Below are 20,194 nucleotides of genomic sequence, written 5' to 3'. Positions count from 1 at the left end.
AATAATCAATAGTTAAATATGCAATATCCATACCAAGTTTTTGAATATTCGGATTTTAACAGAGGTTAATTTTATTTATCGTCATGATAGCTAAATTGGTATTTTCCTAGTTTGCGCATGATCGTCGTTTGACTGACCTCTAGGGCTTTGGCCATTTTTCGGGTTGATTTATAGGTGGAAAGGGCCTGTGACAATAATTGCTTTTCCGTTTCCTCTAACGCTTTTTTCAAGGGAATGATTCCTGTTAAATTGACTAGCGCCGTATCTTTGTAGGTTAAATCGGAAGGCAAATCCTCTATCGTTACGATAGGCTTTCTAGCCGTCACGACAATTTGTTCAATTACATTTTCCAATTCCCGAACATTACCCGGGTAATCCTGCAGCTGCAGAATTAACTTCGAATGATCATCGATACTGATTGATTGTCCATATTTCTCATTGAATTTCTTCAGAAAATAATCGGTTAATAATAGAATATCTTCCTTTCGCTCGCGTAGCTGCGGAATTTCCATTGGAACGACATGCAATCGATAATATAGATCTTCGCGAAACTGATTATTCTTGATCATTTGCTTCAAGTCTTTATTCGTAGCGGAGATAATACGAATATTCACCTTTTTCTCCTTCGTTCCGCCCACCTTCATGAAAGTTCTCTCCTGGACCAGATGCAGGATTTTCACTTGAATGTCGAGCGGCATTTCCCCGATTTCATCAAGAAAAAGCGTGCCGCCATCAGCACTCTCCACAAGCCCTTGTTTCCCGTGCTTATTGGCTCCCGTGAATGCACCGCTTTCGTAGCCAAACAGCTCGGACTCAATTAAAGCGGATGGAATCGCGCCGCAATTCACTTGAATAAATTTCTTATCCTTTCTGCTGCTGAGATCATGAATGATTCTTGCTAATACGCCTTTCCCGACTCCGGTTTCACCATGGATGAAGATCGATGAATCCATCGGGGCGACTTTTTCAGCTAATTCCAAAACCTTTATCATCTTATCCGAATTTGTAATGAAGTTATTGAACGAAACGGTTCTCGAATTCTCATGCTGGGCCCGCTGATTCCTAAGATTCACTCTGTTCAATTTACTCTTCATCTCAACCAATTCCGTAATATCCCTGGAATTCGAAACAATTCTATATAAGTTCCCCTCTTCATCAAAAATCGGCTTTGCTGTGCAGAATACAGTCAACCCATGCGGATACGTTTGTTCCGCTGAATGGATCGCTTTCGTTTTCATGGTTTTTAGTGTAACCGAATTGACGATCAATCCCTTTTCAACTAACTCAATGATGTTCTTATTAATAAAGGCCTCAGGCGGCAGCCCTGTAAGCTTCTTACACGCTTCACTCACAAATAACGTGTTCCCGTTCGCATCCGTCACGAAAATCTCATCATAACTGGAATCCAAGATTTGTGTCAGCTCTTTGACCTTCCTTCTTGTCACCTCCAGCTCTTCATGCAGTGATTCATTTAGACTTATTAAGCTCTTAATCTTCTTTTTAAGCAGAATTTCCCTGACTTCATAAATCGGATAGCATCTATATTGGTTATCATTATGTTGGATCACAAAATCGTAGGTGCTCATATCCTCTTCACTTAGCTTATCTAAATCCTCCACAACGACAAACGATGTATTAAGAAAAGCCATTATTTCCTGATTTTGCCCCTCACTATCCAATTTCTTCAAAAAGAAACCTTCATCTAATATGCCGAGGATTTCCAAGTGATTTTTCATGACAATAAAGGGAGAGGAATTAATTTTCAGTAATGATTTTACATCCAAAATAGAAATATCGGAAAATACAATTAGTGATTCTTTTTTTAATTCATTGTCCACACAATCACCCCATCATTCGAAATCGAACCGATTTTGTTACACTTTTTTATACGCAAAGAAATAAGTGACCCTTTCTTAGGCAATGAATGTCCATCTATCAACTAATCTAATGCTGAACCTATAATGAATCACCACTTCTCAAAAAAGGTTCAGTTATCTATATATAAAATACTATATTCATGGGCAATCCCCTCTTTATAAAAGTAAAAAACGATTATTAATCACCACTCCCCGAACGGCATGATTATTGCATATTGAACCTATATAGGGATAGGTAGAGGGCGATTGGTGCCATCTATACTCTCATTCTATCTAAAATTAGGGAGTGGTCATGATCATGGCTCAATTCAAGAATCTGTTTACCCGGTTAACGATCGGTTCTACTGAATTAAAAAACCGGATCTTAAGTACAGCACATCAAACAAATCATGTCACGGACGGAATCCCCACTTCGGATATGGTGGCCTATCATGAAGCCCGTGCTAAAGGGGGCGTCGGATTGATCATCCTTGAAGCAGCATCCGTACATCCATCCGGCATGCTTACGTCCAAAACGATCGCAGGATATGACCAAAGAATTGTCGATGCCTACAAAGAGATTTCCGAAACGCTCCATAAGTATGGAACGAAGGTATTCTCCCAGCTATTTCATGGCGGAAGGGAAGTTGTATCGAGCGACTATCGAAATGCGGCATGGGCGCCATCTGCCGTTCCCAGCCTGCGCTTCGGCGTCATGCCAAAACCAATGAGCCTGGAAGATATTGAAGGAGTGATTGAAGGCTTCGCCCATTCAGCACAGCTGGCAAAGGAAGGCGGACTTGATGGAGTTGAAATTTGCTGTTCACACGGATATCTTCCTGCCCAGTTTTGGTCGGTGCAGACAAATAAACGCACCGATCTCTATGGCGGGTCCTTTGAAAATCGGATGCGATTCATCGTGGAAATATTGGAGAAAGTATGGGAAAGAGTGGGAGAAGACTTTACCGTCGGCATTCGCATGAGCTCAGATGAATTGACGATGGACGGGACAACGATGAAGGATTCCGTGCAAATCGTCGAATATCTCGCGGAAAAAGTCCGGTTGGATTTCATCAATGTCACAGCCGGGGATTCAAGCACCTTCGAGGGATCAACTCATATCGTGCCGCCCTCACCGATAAAGCACGCTTACCTATCTCCACATGGATTCAAAATCAGAATGGCAGGAGCGGTTCCGGTCTTTGTCGGTAATCGAATCGTCGACCCCGTTGAAGCGGAACAGATCGTATCAACCGGAAAAGCCGATGTCGTGGGAATGACCAGAGCCTTAATCGTCGACCCAGACATGCCCAACAAAGCAAAAAGCGGAGACCTGCAAACAATCGATGCATGCATAGGCTGCTTACAAGCCTGTATCGGTCACTATCATAAAGGACTGCCAATTGGCTGTGTCCAAAACCCGACAACGGGTAAAGAAGCATGGATATTACCAGAATTAAAGAAAACAAGAAACAAACAGAATGTCCTGGTCATCGGCGCCGGACCTGGCGGATTACAGGCAGCCATTACTGCTGACTATCTAGGACATTCCGTTACACTGATGGATCAAAGCAAATCAATCGGCGGCCTGCTCCGCACCATGCGCAAAGCACCCATGCGGCATGAACTCGCAGAATCGATGCTCGATAACTACTCCCGGAAACTAATGAGAAGCAATATAAATGTACAATTAGGAAAGACGGCCACCGCCCAAGAAATATCCGAATCGAGACCGGACGCCATTATCTGTGCAACCGGCTCAAGGCCCTATAGACCAGCAATCGAGGGAATAAATGACTCACGAGTTATCATGATGGATGACCTCTTCAGCTCAACTAAAAAAGTTGGAGACAACGTACTCGTATTCGACTTTGGCGGAGACTGGCCTGGCATGGAAGCAGCCATTTATCTAGCCGAAAAAGGACACCAAGTAACACTCATATCAGCCAGACTCCACATCGGTGAAACCGTCCACCAATATCTCAGAAATGAATACCTAAAAAAACTATACAACCTAAACGTCACACTCCTACCCCATTACGACATCGGGGCAATCAAAGAGAATCACGTCATCATCCGGAACCTATTCACCCAACAAAAACAAGAACTAACAAACTGGGACTCCATCGTCCTCTCCCTTGGCCGCATTCCCAACACAGAACTATTCGAAGAAATGAAAGGCCATGCTCCCGTTGTGAAGCAGATTGGGGATTGTCTGGGACCGCGTACCATCGAAGAAGCGACGCATGAAGGGATGATGAGTGCTATAAGTTTATAAGGAGAGAGACATTCCTTTGGTGGGATGTCTCTTTTTTGATCATATAGGTCTAGCATTAGTGGCTCATTGGTTTTGATCTTATTGTCTAACTCTGTATCAAAAAATTTGAATCCAAATACTTTAAACTTAATATAAAACAACAGCAACAACTTATATTTAACAAAGTATATACTCTATTTTTTCTCTTTATCTCCAATTCAATTCCTTTTATTCTTTAAAATGTATTTTTTTCAATCCATTTTGTATATAATACTATACATAAGAGGTGAAAAATTTGAAAAGAGGAAAAGTAAAAAACAACGTGCGATATTTTCGAAGATTACATGATTTTACTCAAGAAGAACTCTCGGATCGAATAGGTGTACACAGACAAACCATTGTTGCTTTGGAAAAGCAAAAATACGAACCCTCAATAGGAATTGTCTTGATGCTCTCTGCTGTATTAAATGAACCAATTGATAAATTATTCTTTTTAGAAGAAAAAACAGATTAAATTCAGGAGGGATCTTTATGCGTTTGAAAAAGTGGATGATTTTAGTTGGTTATATATGCTTATTCTTAGGCTTTGGATATTCATGTTATTCAATTTTGGTAGATGAATCAGGAAGTAATTTCTGGGTTATGTGGGGAATAGCTTCTCTTGTTATTGGTTATCAAGTAATTAATTTCTTAGTCGAGAAAAAAAATGATAAGTGGAACAGTAGTTACGTTGTTGCAGATCAACGTATTTTTCGTAAAATTCTAGTTTCTCTCTCTATATCATATGTTTTTATTCTGATTTTTTTATTGATTGGAACAATTGGATTCTATAATGATTTCATTTCAGGCTATAATATTTTGGTCGGAGCTATTATTTCAAGTTTGTTGGTTTTTATGATTTCCCAAATTGTTCAAGGTTTTGTACACTAATCTAAATAAAACTTCAGTGAGGTTGTAAAAAAGTTAGTAAATCCTCCCTTATAGATTGAAAGGTAAAAAATTATAAGGAGGATTTTAAATGACAATCATTAAATCATTATCTTTAAATGCGCTAGAAAAACAATCGTTTAAAGAGAAAATCCAGGAAAAAGTAACAGCCCAATTTAATCTTGCAGCTGACTTTAGTAAGTTGCAGGCAAACGAAATTGATTATTCTGTGTTAAATGAAGGCAAAGTTGCAAAAATGGAAAGTACGATTGGTAAGCAATTTACTATGCCTGTGAAAACACACGAAGGATTAGATGGTGAAGTACATTACACCGAAGTTAATGGGACCTACCTTTATAACGTTGCAACTAAAACTAAAGATGATATCCTATTAACAGATCTACGTAAACTCGCTAATTCAAATTGGGAATTTAACAAATTATCAAAGCACCTTATTAACGAAGGTTATACTTTAAACAATGATGAAGAGTATGTCATTCAGAACACCAAGTATTTAGAAGATAAAGAGGGTAAAGTACTTTCAGAGTCCCTAAATATATTTTCTCTTCCTTTATACCAAAAGGAAAATTTAATTGGTATGCTTTCTATTGATGAAAGTAATATGACACCAGTTATTTTAATTGGTAATGAAAGAACATTTGTTTATGAAAATGGAGAAATCGTTACAATCCAGGCAGATTCTTGTTCTCTATCATGGACAGCATGTATGAACAAACAATTAGGAGGATGTTCTACTTGGAATAGTTGTTTAATTACTTATGGAAGTTGTCTTGGTGGGTGCTGTACTTGTTTTAATCCACTTTCTTGTATTGTATGTGCAGTATGTTCAGTTGCAGTTGTAGGTGCTGCATGGACCTGTAGAATGTGTGTTCCTGGTGCTGCAAGACCAAAAGAATGTCCATCAAAATAATTTCGGAGACTGTCTAGCTTAGGCAGTCTCTTTTTCTATTTTAAAATACTAAACAAATAAATTTAGAAAATCACTAAAATGGTTGTTTTATTTGAGACTTTCGGACTTTAAGAAGAGAAGGGGGAAAATTCTAATATTCTGGTTGTGCTGCAGGTAACAATGGTAATGTGGATAGTTATATTTTTAAATCCTGATTATTACCTATTTGAGCTGTAAACTACCCTATTATAACTAGGTTAAAAAAGGAACATTAACAAACATATGCTCCAATTATTTTATTATATGAAATAGGAATAAATAACTAATTATAGTATTATTCAACTAAATAACAACCAATGTTATAGATGTTAAGGAGGATATAAAATGAATAAAGATTTATATGAATTGGTGAGTGAAGCTAAGTCTAAACCTCATAAGTTAGAGCCGGTTATCTTTTTATTTCAACCTAAAATTCTGAAATCATTATTCCAAACAAAACTACAAGAAAGAGAAGATTTAACTCAAGAATTAGTTATTTTGATTATTAAAATCGTAAATAGATACGACGTTGATAAAACTCCAGGATTTTTTGAGTTTCAAACTAAATATCACAAAAAGAAATAAAATGGAGGGGTTCTTATATGGAAACTTACACGACCCTTGTTAATATAATTGGTAATTTCGGATTTCCAATCTTTGTTGCCTTATATCTTTTTATTAGGTTCGAAAAGAAATTGGAAAAGCTTGAAAAAGCTATTGTGGAATTAGGAAATAATATTCGAGGTGAGAGAAAATGAATCCAAATATTTTCAAGTGTTTTTGCGAAGTAAGAAATACACAAACATTTATCACAAAATGTTTAGATGACAACTCACTCTCCAATGAAGACAGAGATTTTCTGATTGATTTAGTTCAACGGACATCAGAAATCTCTAATAAAATAGTAAAGTATTATCCACAAAAAAGAGGTGATGATAATGACGAAATCTGATTGTTGCAGCAATCAACTTTTCGAGTTTGAAGATAACAATAAAAAGTTTATAAATAATAAGATTATAAAGTCCTTTTTAAAAGAAGAAAAAAATTATGCACTGTATAAAAAAGCCATATGTACTCCTTCAAGCAAAAACAAGAATAAATTAGATGAAGAATTCAAAAAACATTTATTTTATATTCGTTTTGTATCGCTCATATCCAAAAGCATACATTTTACAGCAGTTAAATATGATATAAATATTAACGATCAAAATAAAAATTTCCCTATCATTCTAAATGCTGAAAATGATGAGTCTATCCCCTTATTAAACACGATTGAAGTTAAAGAAGAAGGATATGATGAGATTTATAATGGAGATGCCGAATCCATCGAAGATATTACCTCAGATAAGGAAATTGCCAACGCTCTATCCCAATTAACCAATACTCAAAAGAAAACACTAAAGTTAAAATATGTTGATAATTTGGCATTTAAAGAAATAGCGGTAATAATGAACATCTCTCAGCAGGCAGTTTCTAAAAACCACAAACTAGCAATTAATAAATTAAGGAACCTCCTTCAAGAAAAATAGTTACTTGTCCCCTCCTTTTGCCTGCAACCACACTCCCCTTAGGAACCACAAAAATTAGCTCCCATATTAATGCGAAATGAAGTTTCGAAATTTTTTCAAATAAATGTTTTCATTGTGTGGAACCCATCTGCTGAAGGCCCTTGGCATCCTAAAAAATAAAAATATAAGATTAAGATTGAAGATGGTATTATTCTTCAGTACCTTTTGATGCCAGGAATACGGCTACTGCACAATTTCTGTTTTAAAACCAACAATAAGTAGTGGAGACACTCCTTTTGGGAATGTCTCTTTTTTGAGGATGGGTTCTTTTACTTAGCCTTCCGTTCAAAGTAATAATGAAGTCGACATTCACAAATATCCTTGGTCATATTAAATAAAACCCTCTGGTCTTCTGGCCTGACAACAAAGTTCAGCTTAAAAATTTAAAACAGCTGTCAAAATTAAAATTAGCTGTGGTAAGATCGAAACATCGAAATAATACATAATTAATTTAAAGGTGAGTGTTTCTTCATGGAAAATAAGCTTATTTCTGTAGCTGAAGCAGCAAAGCTGTTAATGTTATCCCAAGTATCAGTATTGAAGTTAGCAAAAAAAAAAAATATATCAATTATAAAAGTCGGTAACACCGCAATGATTGAAAAAAGTGACGTGGTGAGAATGGGAAATGTAGAAGTCACAAAAGATAATATGCCGAAATCAAAAGAATCAAAAGTAATTGATTATTGGATGATCCCCAGATCTGTCAGGAAATGGACAGGTCTTTCTCAGATGATTAGATCTGATTTTAAAAATGAAATTATCGGTTCCAAATGGAAAGGTGATCGCTCAAATCACCTAAAACGCGATGAGCACCTGCAAATTGACGGTTTAAGAGGGAAATCAATCGGGGGTTTTGTTGATTCAAGCCCCGGCGGTGCACGAACAGATGTGGCTTTAATCGCGGCCTTAGGACTTTATTTTTTTGATGAAAATGGGTGTATTCAATTAACGTATCAAGGTGAAAGACTGCTTACGGCAACTGATCCTGCAAGCGTTTTGACCGAGCAGTTATTTCAATTCCGTTATCCGTCACCTTACTCGGCTTCTATTAAAATGGATGAAGAAATTGAAATCTTTCCGTATCGCTTTCTGTTCAACCTATTAATGAGAGAAGTACTGGTCGATGATGGATCTATATTGGAGGATGACGGTGTAATTAGGATAACTCAGAAAGAACTTGCGGAGTTTGTGATCCCAATGGCCAAAAAAGACAGTGATTTGGATAAGGTTGTTCAACTTATCGTCGATCATCGGAAAAGCGGCATTGCTTTGAGCCCAAGTGAATTGTACAACAATATCGCTAATACTTTTATCAATAATATTGAAATCAGCGGTTTTATTGAGCGTTCTAAAGGGTCCTTCTGGTTAAAATCCGACCTAGAAGTTATTGAAGAAGTGGAAGAAAGACTTAATAAAAAACCAAGAACTTTTAAATACGAACTGGGAAGAGAGATTGAGTTTCAACAGCGGCTGGGAATGGATCCATCCAAATCGAAATTTACCCATTCTCAATCTTCCAATCGTAAAAGCGGTGAAATTGCTTTGAAAATTAAACTGGCAGAAGAACTTCAAAACAACCCTATGACTGCAGAAATGATCGATAAGAAATTTATTACTCTTCTTGCTAGAAGCACCGGGACCTCAGAAGAAACAGCAAATAAAGTGGTTAACGAGGTTTTAAAAAAAGAACCTTCAGATTACTTTTCGGAACAGTATCTAATTTATTCAAAGAGCGGCAGAACGTTTGCAAGAGACTTCGAAAAAACAACAACGAAAATTTTTATGGAGCTGCTCGGCCAGGACAAAGCAAGATGGACAGGAAAAGAAGGAAAATCTCCTGATGTGGTGATTGAAATATTAAATTTAAATGGATTAATCGATTGTAAAGCAGAGAGCGGATATAGTATTCCTAATGACCATTTTAACAGGATTTCTGTGGAAGAAAGCGGTTATATTCCATCCTACAAAGCTAAATTCTTCATTTACGTTGCAGAAAGTTTCGGTAAAAGCTTCGAAAAAAATTTACGAAGAATTGAAACTAAAACCGGGGCAAAAGGGTGTGGTATAACTGCTGAGGATTTACTGTACTTGCTGGAATTTCATCGAAAAAAGCATTTTAGTCAAGAGTCGCTTTATAACTTGTTTACATCCAGTATGGTAATAACTAAAGCAAATATTAATGAACTTAATTCCAGTGATTCTTAATTTGCTTTACGCTTTAAAACAAATAGATAAATTATTGCAAAAAAAGAAGACAGTTAAATATTAACTGTCTTCTTTAATATTGTAGTTAGTGCCGATATAAAGAGCCGTTTGGCCCTTCTGTAGGATCTTCATTTTTTTCTTTCCTGGATACTTTTTTCATTGTCCAGCTGTATGCATTTCGTTTCCACCTCCCAATTTGTAAGGTTCTGTATGATTAAAAACATTGGCTAATGATTTGATTTCAATATCCTTTAGTTTTAAAAAAATACACACTCAAGTTTGGTGCAGATATTTTGTAATTAAGACGATATATCCCAGCGGTTGTCTGTTTATTATTTAGAAAACTTATAATCTCCTGGAACAAAGTCAAAAACAAAAGGGGAGACACTTTCCCAATCAGAACCGTTATAGCTAAGAGTTATTGTTTTCTTTGCCCGCGTTAGGGCAACATACAGTACTCGTTTCTCCCTATCGTAGATCTGCTTCATATCCTCTTCGTAATGACTTGTATTATATGAGTCCTTATTATATTTTTTTAATGAAGATAATTCTGTTTGAAGCGGGTAATTATTTCGATCAAAATTAATTATATAAACATGATCAAACTCCAAACCTTTTACTGAATAAGCATCAGTTACATAAACATGCTGCCCTGAGCCTGCTTCGTTTTTTTCATCTACTCTATTAGTTAAAAAGTGCCTTCCTAAAGTTGTCCTTAATTCATTTTCAAGCCTTATATTTTGAAAACGATGAATAATCGCTACAGTCTCTCCCGGGTACTGTTTTTTCACTTTTTGAATATCTTTGATGATAAACTGGATTTGAGAATGATAAGACGGGAAATACAATAACTTTGGGATGTAGCCTTCGCTGTTATACTTTTCATTTTCTAGGTTCTCTTCTTCCCCCCTGTTAAATTGCAGAGAGTTTGCCAAGGTCATAATCTGTTGAGTAGAGCGAAAAATCCCTTCAAGTACGTAGCTGTTGCTCCTATCAATTTCAATCCCCAGTTTACTGTAAGAATAAGGACTGTTTTTATAAATTTTTTGTTTGTCGTCCCCGCAGATAGTCAATGTTCCTTTGGTTAAAAGTGCTAAAGCATAGAGTTGCATTGGTTGAAAATCTTGAGCTTCATCAATAAAAATATGATCATATTTTAAGGAGTCTGGTATACTTCGTATATTTTGAATCAGCTGTAATGCGTAATCCTCTGCATCTAACCTTCCGTGAAATACAGAAACCTGTTCTTCCCTGTATTTTTCGAATAATTTAAAAATTGTCCGTCTTTGTTCACGGGAAATCCAGGGCAAATTACCGCGACCTGCACGCTCAAATTTAATATAATCCTTTTCAGTAAGATAGTTATTTGCCTTCATCCATAAAAATTCATCTCTCAGGAAGTCCACATTTTTCTCTTTTCTGATCTTGTGAATAGCAGGCATATCTGCGAACTCTTCTGTATCAAGGACCTGTATTACACGGTGAAGCTGACGAATCATCATATCATTACTTCTTTGCAGTTGCTGAGGTGATGTGCTGAATTCAGGAATGAAAATATTCACTTCATCAAGTAATTTTTTTACTGCATAGTGAAATGTGTAAAACTGGACATTATTCTTAGCAATATGACGCTCCTTTATAGCTTCATAATAAGGCGATTGTTTAAGCCGGCGATACATATCGTAAATGAGTTTTTCGTTATATGTTACATAAAGGTACCGTCCCGAGTCCTCTTCAAGCATTCTGCCCATCATTCTTGAGATAAGAGACAGGCTCTTTCCGCTTCCTGCTCCACCCTTAATCATTAGAAACTTACTATCCTTTAATACTATATCTACCTGCTTCTTCGTTAAAGTAATATTGTGTAGGAGCTTTTCTGTCTGATATTCAATAGAAGAATGGTGAATTGATTTAGAAGAAGACACCCATTTCAAAAAAGAATTCCAAGTAAGTTGATTAGAACTAGAATCTTTAGCAACTTCTCTGTTCATGTTCTTTCCTCCCTACCCTTCATATCTCTCATCATCAACCGCGTATCTCGCTGATGGACAAAAATTTTCATGAGGACAGTACTTACAGCTGGAACTTGGGTTTGCTTTAAATAGCTCAATAGAAGATTGAGTTAAATTATACCCTTCATTCTTCCAAGCTCTCCTCCAGCCTTCTTCCTTATTACTTAGGTTAATTAAATATTTTATCCCACTTAAGGCTTGATGATTTTCGCCGGCAAACTCAAAAGATTGAATTCGCTCATTACTGTAACTTTCTGCGGTAGCTGCTTTCGCCTTTTGCTTAAATTTAGTCCAATAAGGAAAAACATCTTCTATTAAAGAAGCGGGTTTAGGGTCGAATTTAGAAAGTAACTTGTACAAATTTCCGTATATAAAGCTGTAATGAAAGTCAGAAGTATATACACTAAACGGCTGTGTCAGATAACTGTAAAAAAATCTCCGCTGACAAATATTTAATTCTGATAAAGCATAATCAGAATAATGACTTAGTTCAGAACTGTAGACTGCAGTCTCATTCTTTAATTCCTTAGAAGGAGTAGTTGGATCCTTAATCTCCTCGATATAACTTTCCGATTTTTGATCTACCTCTTCCAAGATCTTAAGATAGAAAGAAGAACCAAGGGAATTTTTATCGCCGCGCTCTCTTAACCAAGAAAGCGTGAGCTCCTGATCTCCTGATAAAAGAATATAGAAAAGGAATCTAGGAATTATATCCTTATGTTCTTCTCTTATTACCATCACGTTTAAAGAATCAACTTTGTCAGACAAGTTTTTAACTGTCTCAATAGTAAGAGGCCAAGGGATGGATGACTCAGCATGAGGAAAAGAAAATTCATCCATGCCGGATACATGAATATTTCGTTTTTCATCAAAAATAATTCCATCTATTTCAGCAAATGATCGAATACGGAGAGCTTTTTTTTCCTGTTTCACTTCTGGGCTAGGCTCCTCTTCAAATTCAGCTGAGAGGAGCAGATGCACGGCTTCCGCAATATCCTCAATATGATACCGCTTTCCGTTTGGGCTTGATTCATAGTAGTAAGATATTTTTTTTATTCTATTCAGCATTTCCTTTTCATGCTTTAATAATTTTTCTTCCGGCAACTGCTTTGTAATAATTTGATCAAGAAGACCAAAATATTCTTTGAAGGAGAAAAGATGATCCATGTCATTAAACAGAATTTTGATGTGAGAATCCATAATACTAAGAAATTCTAATATTAGCTTCCAATCCTCAGCTGGGATGGAATAAGGAGCTACTTTTTTTATAGGATTTTTTATTTCATCTAAAAATCTATGATGCTCAGGTTTTCCTGGAATATCTCTTATTAAAAAAGGGCTGCTTTCTGTATCCTTAATTAACTTTCTTACACTCACTTTCCATTCCTGCATGGTCATTTTAGGAGGGAAGAAGTTGTCAAGAAACTGCATTTGGTATACATAATCCGATGCAAATCTTTTCTCGCCTGTAACTCTGTCCAAAGTGTGAAGCCACGGCGAGACGAAACATTCCTGAAGGGTTATAAGATCTACCTCTTGTTTTTTCTTTTCTTGATCCCAAATTTTATGCAAATGAAGCAAGTATTGACCAACTGGATAAGAAAGAAAATTTCGTTCCGACAGAGAATGCTCTGGAAAAAATTCTTCTATCCTGGTATTGAGCTCTTGATTTATAACCGTTAAATGGTGAGGCCCTTCTTCCAATTTTTCAATATCTTTTTTGAAGTCTTTCATCCACTGATACACGTTTTTATAGCAAACTTGAGTAACTCTTTTCTTATCATGTTCTTCTTGATGCATACTGGGACGATCTTCAAAAAAACCAGCAACCTTCGGGGCTAATATATGTTGCTTGTTTTCATCTTCTTTCTGTACTATCCAATCAGATTTGGGAATCCACCCGTTCTCTTCCCCTAAAACATTTTCAATAAATGAAAATGTTTCAGGGTATTCGGGATTATAAAGTTGAAGAAAAGTAATATTAACCCCTGCTTTTTTCAAAGTCTGAAAGACGCTTTGCTGAATAGGCGTAAGAAAGTAGAATCCATGTAAAACAACGGAACCTTCTAAATTCAGCTTGTCTTTGCATACTTTAAGTCTATCTCCATTTTCTATATCTTTATTATACTTCTCTTTCAGCCGTTCATTTATCATCATTTTTAAAACAGATGGACGTTTTATTGCAAAATTGAATAATCCTAATTTTTTAAAGTGGCCGCTTTCTTCATCTTTTTCAACCATTTTCTCCCACAGTCTTGAGAGTTCTTTTTCATATTCCGTTTTTCCGAACTCATTTAAGTCCTGCGGTCTAATCCCAACCTCTGTCAGCATTCTAATTGTTAATAATGCATCTGATTTATGGCGGCGAACAGCCCGTGTGATCGGCTCATCTTTTAAATTTTCCTTTGAACCTTTTCGAACAAGTTCTGATAAACTCATCATTTGCTCTAATTTCGTAGATATGTCCATCCATTTATCAAGGAGGGCATCGATAAACCACTTAGCAGAAATAACATTCTCGCGCTTATTAAATTTCCCTATCATCGCTTCTGTAAGACTTGCAGTTGCACAAATATGGAGAACATCTTCACGGTCACAGATTTCAGATATTACAGAATCTTGTGGACTAGAATATGTAACTATCTTTACATTATTCATAGAAACTTCTCACTTTCTGGTGAATTATAAACAGGAAGATATTTTGCCCAGCATTCTTTTGTTTTAGCTGTATATTTGATAATCCACAACTGTTGTTCTGCCCGAGTCATTGCTACATACAGCAACCTTAATTCTTCAGCCGTAATTGCCTTCCGCTCAATATCATCCAAGTTTCCGTATTCATTGTTATAATAATTTAGTTTTTCTGAGTTTGCTTGTTTGCTTCTATTTACAACAAACTTCCAGCCTGCTTTTGTTTTTTTAGTATTAAAAACAACTCCACTTTTAAAAAGGGTCGTATGAAAATATCTGTCCGTAAACGGTATAATAACTGTATGGTATTCCAATCCTTTAGCACGATGGACAGTTAAAATATTCACTGCATTTTTGGTTAATTCCTCATCTTTGGCTTCATCTTCATTTCTATTCGTCTTTAATTGAATGTTTAACCATGATAAAAGCGATGGAAGAGATATATAATCATTACTGAGCTGCTGGACCATCAAATCAAATAAACGGCCAAGATTTAATTCATATGACAGAGCTTTTCGTTTCGCATCCTCGGGGCTGAGCCCTTGCTTTTTCTGCCGCTCGTAATATCTGTTAACAACTTCAGTTTCCTCTGTAATTATTCTTAATAAAGATAAAACTGGAATTCTTCGAGCTTCTACTTGATATTTTTTTAGCTGAACTGTGTAATCATCTAACAACTTTAATAACTCTTCTTTTTTTCCATCTGCAGAAAAAAGAAAAGATGGCTCCAAATAAAATTGACTGTAAGGGGTAGTCAAATAATCCGAAATATAGCGTGTATCATTTGGATATAAAAGAGCGCGCAGAAGACGGTTTAGGTCGCGGGTAGCTTCACTTTCAAATAAAGTGCCGCCGATATCTAAATGATAAGGTATTTGTTCATCCGCACACCATTCTGCCACTAATCGAGCTTCTCTTCTAGTACGAGTCAATACTGCGATCTTAGATTTTTCCTTCCCTTGAGTTTGCTTCGCTGCAATTTTTAGCCAGTTAATTACCGTTGAACCGCATTCATCTTTTTCTTCATAATTCAGAGGTTTAATGTATAACGGGATTGCTCCTTCTTCTTTAACTTTAAAAGATATTAACCGGTCATTTTCTCCATACTTAAATTCGCTTCCCCAATTAGAAAAATATTTTTTGTCCAAGAGTGATAAAAGATCTTTGTTGGAACGATAATTTTGATTTAAAGAAAACTCAGAGAAAACTTTCTCCTTCACGGCAGATCCATTAGGGTTAATTTTGTTAAAAGCATTATCGTCGGCACCTCTAAACCGATAGATAGACTGTTTTATATCGCCTACGACAAAAAGACTGACATCCAATTGTTGCCTCATCATTTGAGCCAATTTAATTTGAAAGTCACTGCTGTCCTGAAACTCATCTATAAATAAGTACTCATAGGGCAAGCTGATGTTTCTGAATAAATAAGAATTACTCTTTAGAAGCTGATCAATTATTCTAGACATATAACTTAGAGTTACTGCATTATCGTCACCCTGTATTTTGCTGAAAGATTTTTCACACTCAGCCAGCACTTGGACAATTAAATCTTGCAATGGTTTGTGCACTTCATCTACTTGGCCGAATAACGAATCAAGTTCTTCTTTAGACTGTATTTGCACTCCTTTTTTTTCAAACTCTGTCCAAAAGTCATCAATTAATTTAATTAACTCATAGTCACGAATGTTGGAAAGAAGCCGATCAAAATATGAGCTTTCCCCAACTTTATCTGTATATTCACTAATAAATGCATCGACGGCTTGTTCAATCAGTTCCTTTCGCTCCTGCTTATAATTACGAATTCGCACATTAGGACTCAGCCCATGCCCGCCGCCAAGCTGCCGAAACATCTTATACAGAAATGAATCAATAGTGCTAATTTGGATACCATTTAATTTTTCAATATCTCTTAGATATTCTGCTCTTTGGGTAATTTTAAATCGGAGGAAAAGAGCCTCACTCAGTTTTTCAAACATATTCTTTGCTGCCTCACGTGTAAAGGTAATCATTGCGATCTTCTCGGGAGATATGCTCTCATGTTTCATTAAAAACAAGACTCTTTGAACCATAACCGTCGTCTTTCCTGCCCCTGCCCCAGCAGCAACCAAAACAGACTCCTCTTTAGTATTGTGCTCAATTATATATTGCTCGGCGTTAAAGGTTGGAAAATAACTTTTAAGTTCTTCATAAATATGGTCAAAACCCTTGCCATTTTGATAAGACAAATAATTTTGTTCAAATAAAAAATCGTCATCACAATGTACTTGGTACATCATACTCTTTTTCAAAAGCTTCTCGTTTTCTTTATCCGGCCAATTAACCTCTTGATTTGTTAAAATGATAATTTTCGTCCCGGACATAACTTTTCTATAAATGTCCTGTATATCAATTAGTCGGCTTTTAGCAATTATTAATTCTGAATAAACCTGCTCCATGTTCTTCCCTCTCCTAAAGCGAAACCAAGCTTTGTTTTTTTAGCTTTTCCTGAAATGATTCCCAGCAACCCGCTTTTTTACAATATTGCGTTACGTTAGCTCCTTGTTGAGGCGGATTCGTAATGTGTTTCCATGAGAATGAAATTATCAACTCTATCTCTTTTCTTAACTCGTCATCGATTTTTTGACGATTCCATATCTTATCAAAGTCTAGATTTTCTTTTTTCAAAAAAGAAATTGCTGCAATTGAGTAAGTTACAAGATTTGCTTTGTAGCCTTTATAACCGAGTGACTTTACTAAATTATCTGTCTCTCTAAACAATATGCCTTTAGCAATCAAATGACGGAAGTACCCCTCATCTGCTTTTATCTTCTCTTCTCTGACTTTGTTGCAAAATTCAAGAAAGTTAGCTTCGGCCCCTTTACTTACAATATGCGGGAACTGTTCCCAGCTCATCATGTATTTAGCAGCTTCTGTTTTAGTAATAACTTGATTCTTTGGGAACTCCTTTTGATATTCTCTTTTTTTGGCAGGAGTAACACCATGCCGATTGAGTTCTACATTGTACTGCCCGCGCGTTCTTTCATAGAACCACTTTGTTGCAGGATCTGCAGTATGTGGAACCGGTGTTTTATAGGACAAGCGTTCCAAATCAGCTTGATAAGCATCATTAGAGCGCAAATCAGAAATAGAAATTTTATTTTGGCTGTTCGCATACTCAGATATTTTTGAGATCAATTCATCTTTCTGACCCATATCCTTAATCACATTTAATTTTATCTGTACAAAGATTTCTGACAAATCTTCTTTTGATGTGTATGCTCTGTATAATGAAGCCGTAGTTTGACCTCCATTCACTATCTGCCAGCCTATAAGTTCACTGATTTCTACAAAACCGCTTTTTTCTTCTTGGGAAAATTTAACTTCTTCTGCAATAGTTGTTAATCCGTTATTGTAAGCCATAAACATAGTGGGATCATTTTTGGCTGTAGAAATAATTCCGCGGTTTATTTTGCCCCTTGCTTGTAGGTAAGAGCGGACATTTCTTTCCATTAAACGGTTCCCGTAATATTCATAAGCCTTTGCAAGCAAAGATCCTGAAACATAGCCTATGTAGCATTCGTATGTATTATTGACAACCGGTGTCTTTATAAGGCGCAATGATTCGTTAAACTGTTCGTTCAACTTAATGTGCAACTCATCCATTTGTTTGCCTTCAATATTGAAACTATATAGCTTTCTTAAATCCCAAATGTGATAAGTTGTCTGGGTGGTCTCGATATCTTCTTCCGGCAAAATGTCTTCTAATTCGCAGATGCGGTTTGTAAGAACATGTATAGAAGCATGCCGAATTGACTGGCTATTCTCACTGATTGTCATGGCTAGATCATAAATTTCCGGGTCTTCAATTGAATTGATTGACATATTATGCAGCTGTCCTGTTATTGCAGTATAAACAAACATTTCAGCTTGATGTATTAAATTCATGGTTTGTTCTTTGCTTATGACTTTGTTACAAGGATCACTGTCCAAATCTGAAATAAAGACATGTAACGTATTCATTTCTTCACTAAGTTCATAGCCGTCAATGGATATCCCGTCTCTTGGACTTTTAAATGCACAAATACTCGGTGAAGCAAAGACTTCACCCTCAACCAAGTAATCACTGATAATTTCACTAAAAGCTTGTTTCCTGTCGATGCTGTTTATCTCTGCTCTGTTTTGCACTTCGTCTAATATATTAAAATAGTAATGGTCGATTGTATCCAAAATATTACACCTTTTTCTTTTTGAATTACTAGATTTTACGGAAAATGCTATCACGAATTAAAATTGTTTTATAAACTTAGTTTATAAATTTATAACAATAAAGAAAGATTTATAAGGAAAAGTACTGCTTTAAAACGTTTAATCAGAGGGAAGATAATTTCCCTAAAATACAGACTGAAAAATCTGACGGCTGTACGCACATTACAAATTTGAAAAATAATCAGCAAAGGGATTATAAAGACGCGGAATCTTCTGCAAAAAAATATTAAGAGTTTTTTTGGCAAACCAGATATTGCTATAAAAAATATAATATAGCTTCTTAAATATCACAAAATCCCAATCACTAGTTTTGTTATTTAAAATCTTGATGATCAAATCTTAACGAGCTATCTGCTTTCAGCTTTTAAAAACAACTATTTTTTTAGATAGGAAAAAGAGCAGTAAATTCATCCCAGTCAGTCCGCAGCCATTTTATTGGTAAACCGTAATTAATATTTGCATCAAGCTGAATGTTTATTCTCGTGTTTCCCCCGCGTTCTTCAATACTGGGCAATGATTTAGCTAAATAATTCTCTAATCCTCTTCTATTAAAAGGGAACGTTTTTGGAAGCACCCTTTGATTCCATGGCAAGCTGCCTTTAGTCCATTCAAACCAAAGCTGACCCCTGTCCCCAGTTTCATAAAAATCTTCGAAAGCGGCCCATCCTTTTACCTGTGCTTCATACTCTTGATCTATAATGATCTGAGGATTTTCTCTCAAAGCACGGTTGCCGGGGAATGAATCTCCAAAACAAACCATTACAAATGCATCTGATTTTCGTTGTTTCGTCCGAGGATCAATGAATTTATAGTCTTCTACTAAAAGCCACTGAGCAAAATTAGAGGAACCTTTTATATCTACTCTGGTTTCAATCAGCCTGTCTTGTAAAGCGATCATGAAGTCTCCATTATCAGTATTATGCTCACCCTCATAATGTTTAAAATCAAGATTTATATTCAAGCCTTTCTTTGCTAAAAATTTCATTAAAACGAGCTCTGCCATTTTCCCCTCAATTTGATCAGCAATAAATTGTTTTTTAGTCCTTGGGGTACCACCAAAATGTTTTTGGCTTTGGTTGCCCCATGCTTTTACAGCAAATTCATAGCAAATGTTAATATCATTTTTTTCTAACAAAATATTAATAATATTCCACCCCATCCTAATTATTAATATAAACTGAAAATAAATCACACGGCGGTCAAGAATTCTATTTGAAAGCTGCTCTTTTAACAATAACTCTTGCGGTAAAATAGTCCTCGTATTTCAGTAAAAGATCTGCCTTATCTCTAGTTTTAAATTCCTCATGGTAAACTCAGATAATTTCATTAATCCGTAGTCCCAGGCAACTTTCAATACTGTACTTTGACAATCAGGACAAAAATAGGAGAAATGAACCTGCTGGTTAGGGTGGCCCCGATGCTTTATATTATGTGTACACTCTTATAAATAGATCATAGGTCTATTATACTGCTAAAAATGG

General features: G+C 36.0%; 14 protein-coding genes. 8 read left to right on the top strand and 6 right to left on the bottom strand.

Annotated features, from left to right (window positions below):
* Positions 1-71: 71 nt before the first annotated feature.
* Positions 72-1,838 (bottom strand): sigma-54 interaction domain-containing protein, encoded by a 1,767-nt coding sequence (locus tag J7E52_RS08455; protein ID WP_214744935.1) that lies wholly within the window; start codon positions 1,836-1,838, stop codon positions 72-74.
* A gap of 337 nt (positions 1,839-2,175) precedes the next feature.
* Here J7E52_RS08455 and J7E52_RS08450 point away from each other — a divergent pair, with 337 nt between their 5' ends.
* The 8 genes from J7E52_RS08450 to J7E52_RS08415 all read left to right on the top strand — a co-directional run bounded on the left by J7E52_RS08450 (position 2,176) and on the right by J7E52_RS08415 (position 9,762).
* Complete coding sequence (locus J7E52_RS08450; RefSeq protein WP_214744932.1) at positions 2,176-4,134, top strand: oxidoreductase; 1,959 nt, start codon at positions 2,176-2,178, stop codon at positions 4,132-4,134.
* Between the two features lie 274 nt (positions 4,135-4,408).
* The gene (locus J7E52_RS08445; protein ID WP_034309806.1) at positions 4,409-4,627 is read left to right on the top strand and encodes a helix-turn-helix transcriptional regulator; all 219 of its coding nucleotides are present in this window, start codon (positions 4,409-4,411) and stop codon (positions 4,625-4,627) included.
* A 17-nt stretch (positions 4,628-4,644) separates the two neighbouring features.
* Entirely contained in the window at positions 4,645-5,043 is a 399-nt protein-coding gene (locus J7E52_RS08440; protein ID WP_214744930.1) for a hypothetical protein, read from the top strand.
* Between the two features lie 88 nt (positions 5,044-5,131).
* Positions 5,132-5,971 carry a hypothetical protein gene (locus J7E52_RS08435; protein ID WP_214744928.1) on the top strand — a complete coding sequence of 280 codons (840 nt, stop codon included), beginning with the start codon at positions 5,132-5,134 and terminating at the stop codon, positions 5,969-5,971.
* A gap of 363 nt (positions 5,972-6,334) precedes the next feature.
* Positions 6,335-6,574, top strand: a complete 240-nt coding sequence (locus J7E52_RS08430) for a hypothetical protein (RefSeq protein ID WP_214744926.1) — start codon at positions 6,335-6,337, stop codon at positions 6,572-6,574.
* Between the two features lie 17 nt (positions 6,575-6,591).
* Positions 6,592-6,747, top strand: coding sequence for a YvrJ family protein (locus tag J7E52_RS08425; protein WP_072273495.1), 156 nt, complete (start codon positions 6,592-6,594; stop codon positions 6,745-6,747).
* Positions 6,748-6,927: 180 nt separating this feature from the next.
* Positions 6,928-7,518, top strand: a complete 591-nt coding sequence (locus tag J7E52_RS08420; RefSeq protein ID WP_214744923.1) for a sigma-70 family RNA polymerase sigma factor — start codon at positions 6,928-6,930, stop codon at positions 7,516-7,518.
* A 510-nt stretch (positions 7,519-8,028) separates the two neighbouring features.
* Positions 8,029-9,762, top strand: a complete 1,734-nt coding sequence (locus tag J7E52_RS08415) for a restriction endonuclease FokI C-terminal domain-containing protein (RefSeq protein ID WP_214744922.1) — start codon at positions 8,029-8,031, stop codon at positions 9,760-9,762.
* 332 nt (positions 9,763-10,094) lie between these two features.
* Here the strand turns inward: J7E52_RS08415 and J7E52_RS08410 are convergent, their stop codons facing one another.
* The 5 genes from J7E52_RS08410 to J7E52_RS08390 all read right to left on the bottom strand — a co-directional run bounded on the left by J7E52_RS08410 (position 10,095) and on the right by J7E52_RS08390 (position 19,947).
* Positions 10,095-11,753 carry a UvrD-helicase domain-containing protein gene (locus J7E52_RS08410; RefSeq protein WP_214744920.1) on the bottom strand — a complete coding sequence of 553 codons (1,659 nt, stop codon included), beginning with the start codon at positions 11,751-11,753 and terminating at the stop codon, positions 10,095-10,097.
* 12 nt (positions 11,754-11,765) lie between these two features.
* Complete coding sequence (locus tag J7E52_RS08405; protein ID WP_214744917.1) at positions 11,766-14,432, bottom strand: PD-(D/E)XK nuclease family protein; 2,667 nt, start codon at positions 14,430-14,432, stop codon at positions 11,766-11,768.
* Positions 14,429-16,903 carry a UvrD-helicase domain-containing protein gene (locus J7E52_RS08400; protein WP_214744916.1) on the bottom strand — a complete coding sequence of 825 codons (2,475 nt, stop codon included), beginning with the start codon at positions 16,901-16,903 and terminating at the stop codon, positions 14,429-14,431. Before J7E52_RS08400 ends, J7E52_RS08405 begins: the two co-directional genes overlap by 4 nt.
* 13 nt (positions 16,904-16,916) lie before the next feature.
* The gene (locus tag J7E52_RS08395) at positions 16,917-18,674 is read right to left on the bottom strand and encodes an AIPR family protein (RefSeq protein ID WP_214744914.1); all 1,758 of its coding nucleotides are present in this window, start codon (positions 18,672-18,674) and stop codon (positions 16,917-16,919) included.
* A 421-nt stretch (positions 18,675-19,095) separates the two neighbouring features.
* On the bottom strand, positions 19,096-19,947 hold the full coding sequence (locus J7E52_RS08390) for a hypothetical protein (RefSeq protein ID WP_214744912.1): 852 nt from the start codon (positions 19,945-19,947) through the stop codon (positions 19,096-19,098).
* Between the last annotated feature and the right edge of the window lie 247 nt (positions 19,948-20,194).

The sequence above is a fragment of the Bacillus sp. ISL-34 genome, from assembly GCF_018613325.1.
Taxonomy (GTDB): domain Bacteria; phylum Bacillota; class Bacilli; order Bacillales; family DSM-1321; genus Peribacillus.
Note: the sequence above shows the minus strand (reverse complement) of the source record. Positions and strands in the feature narration are given on the sequence as shown.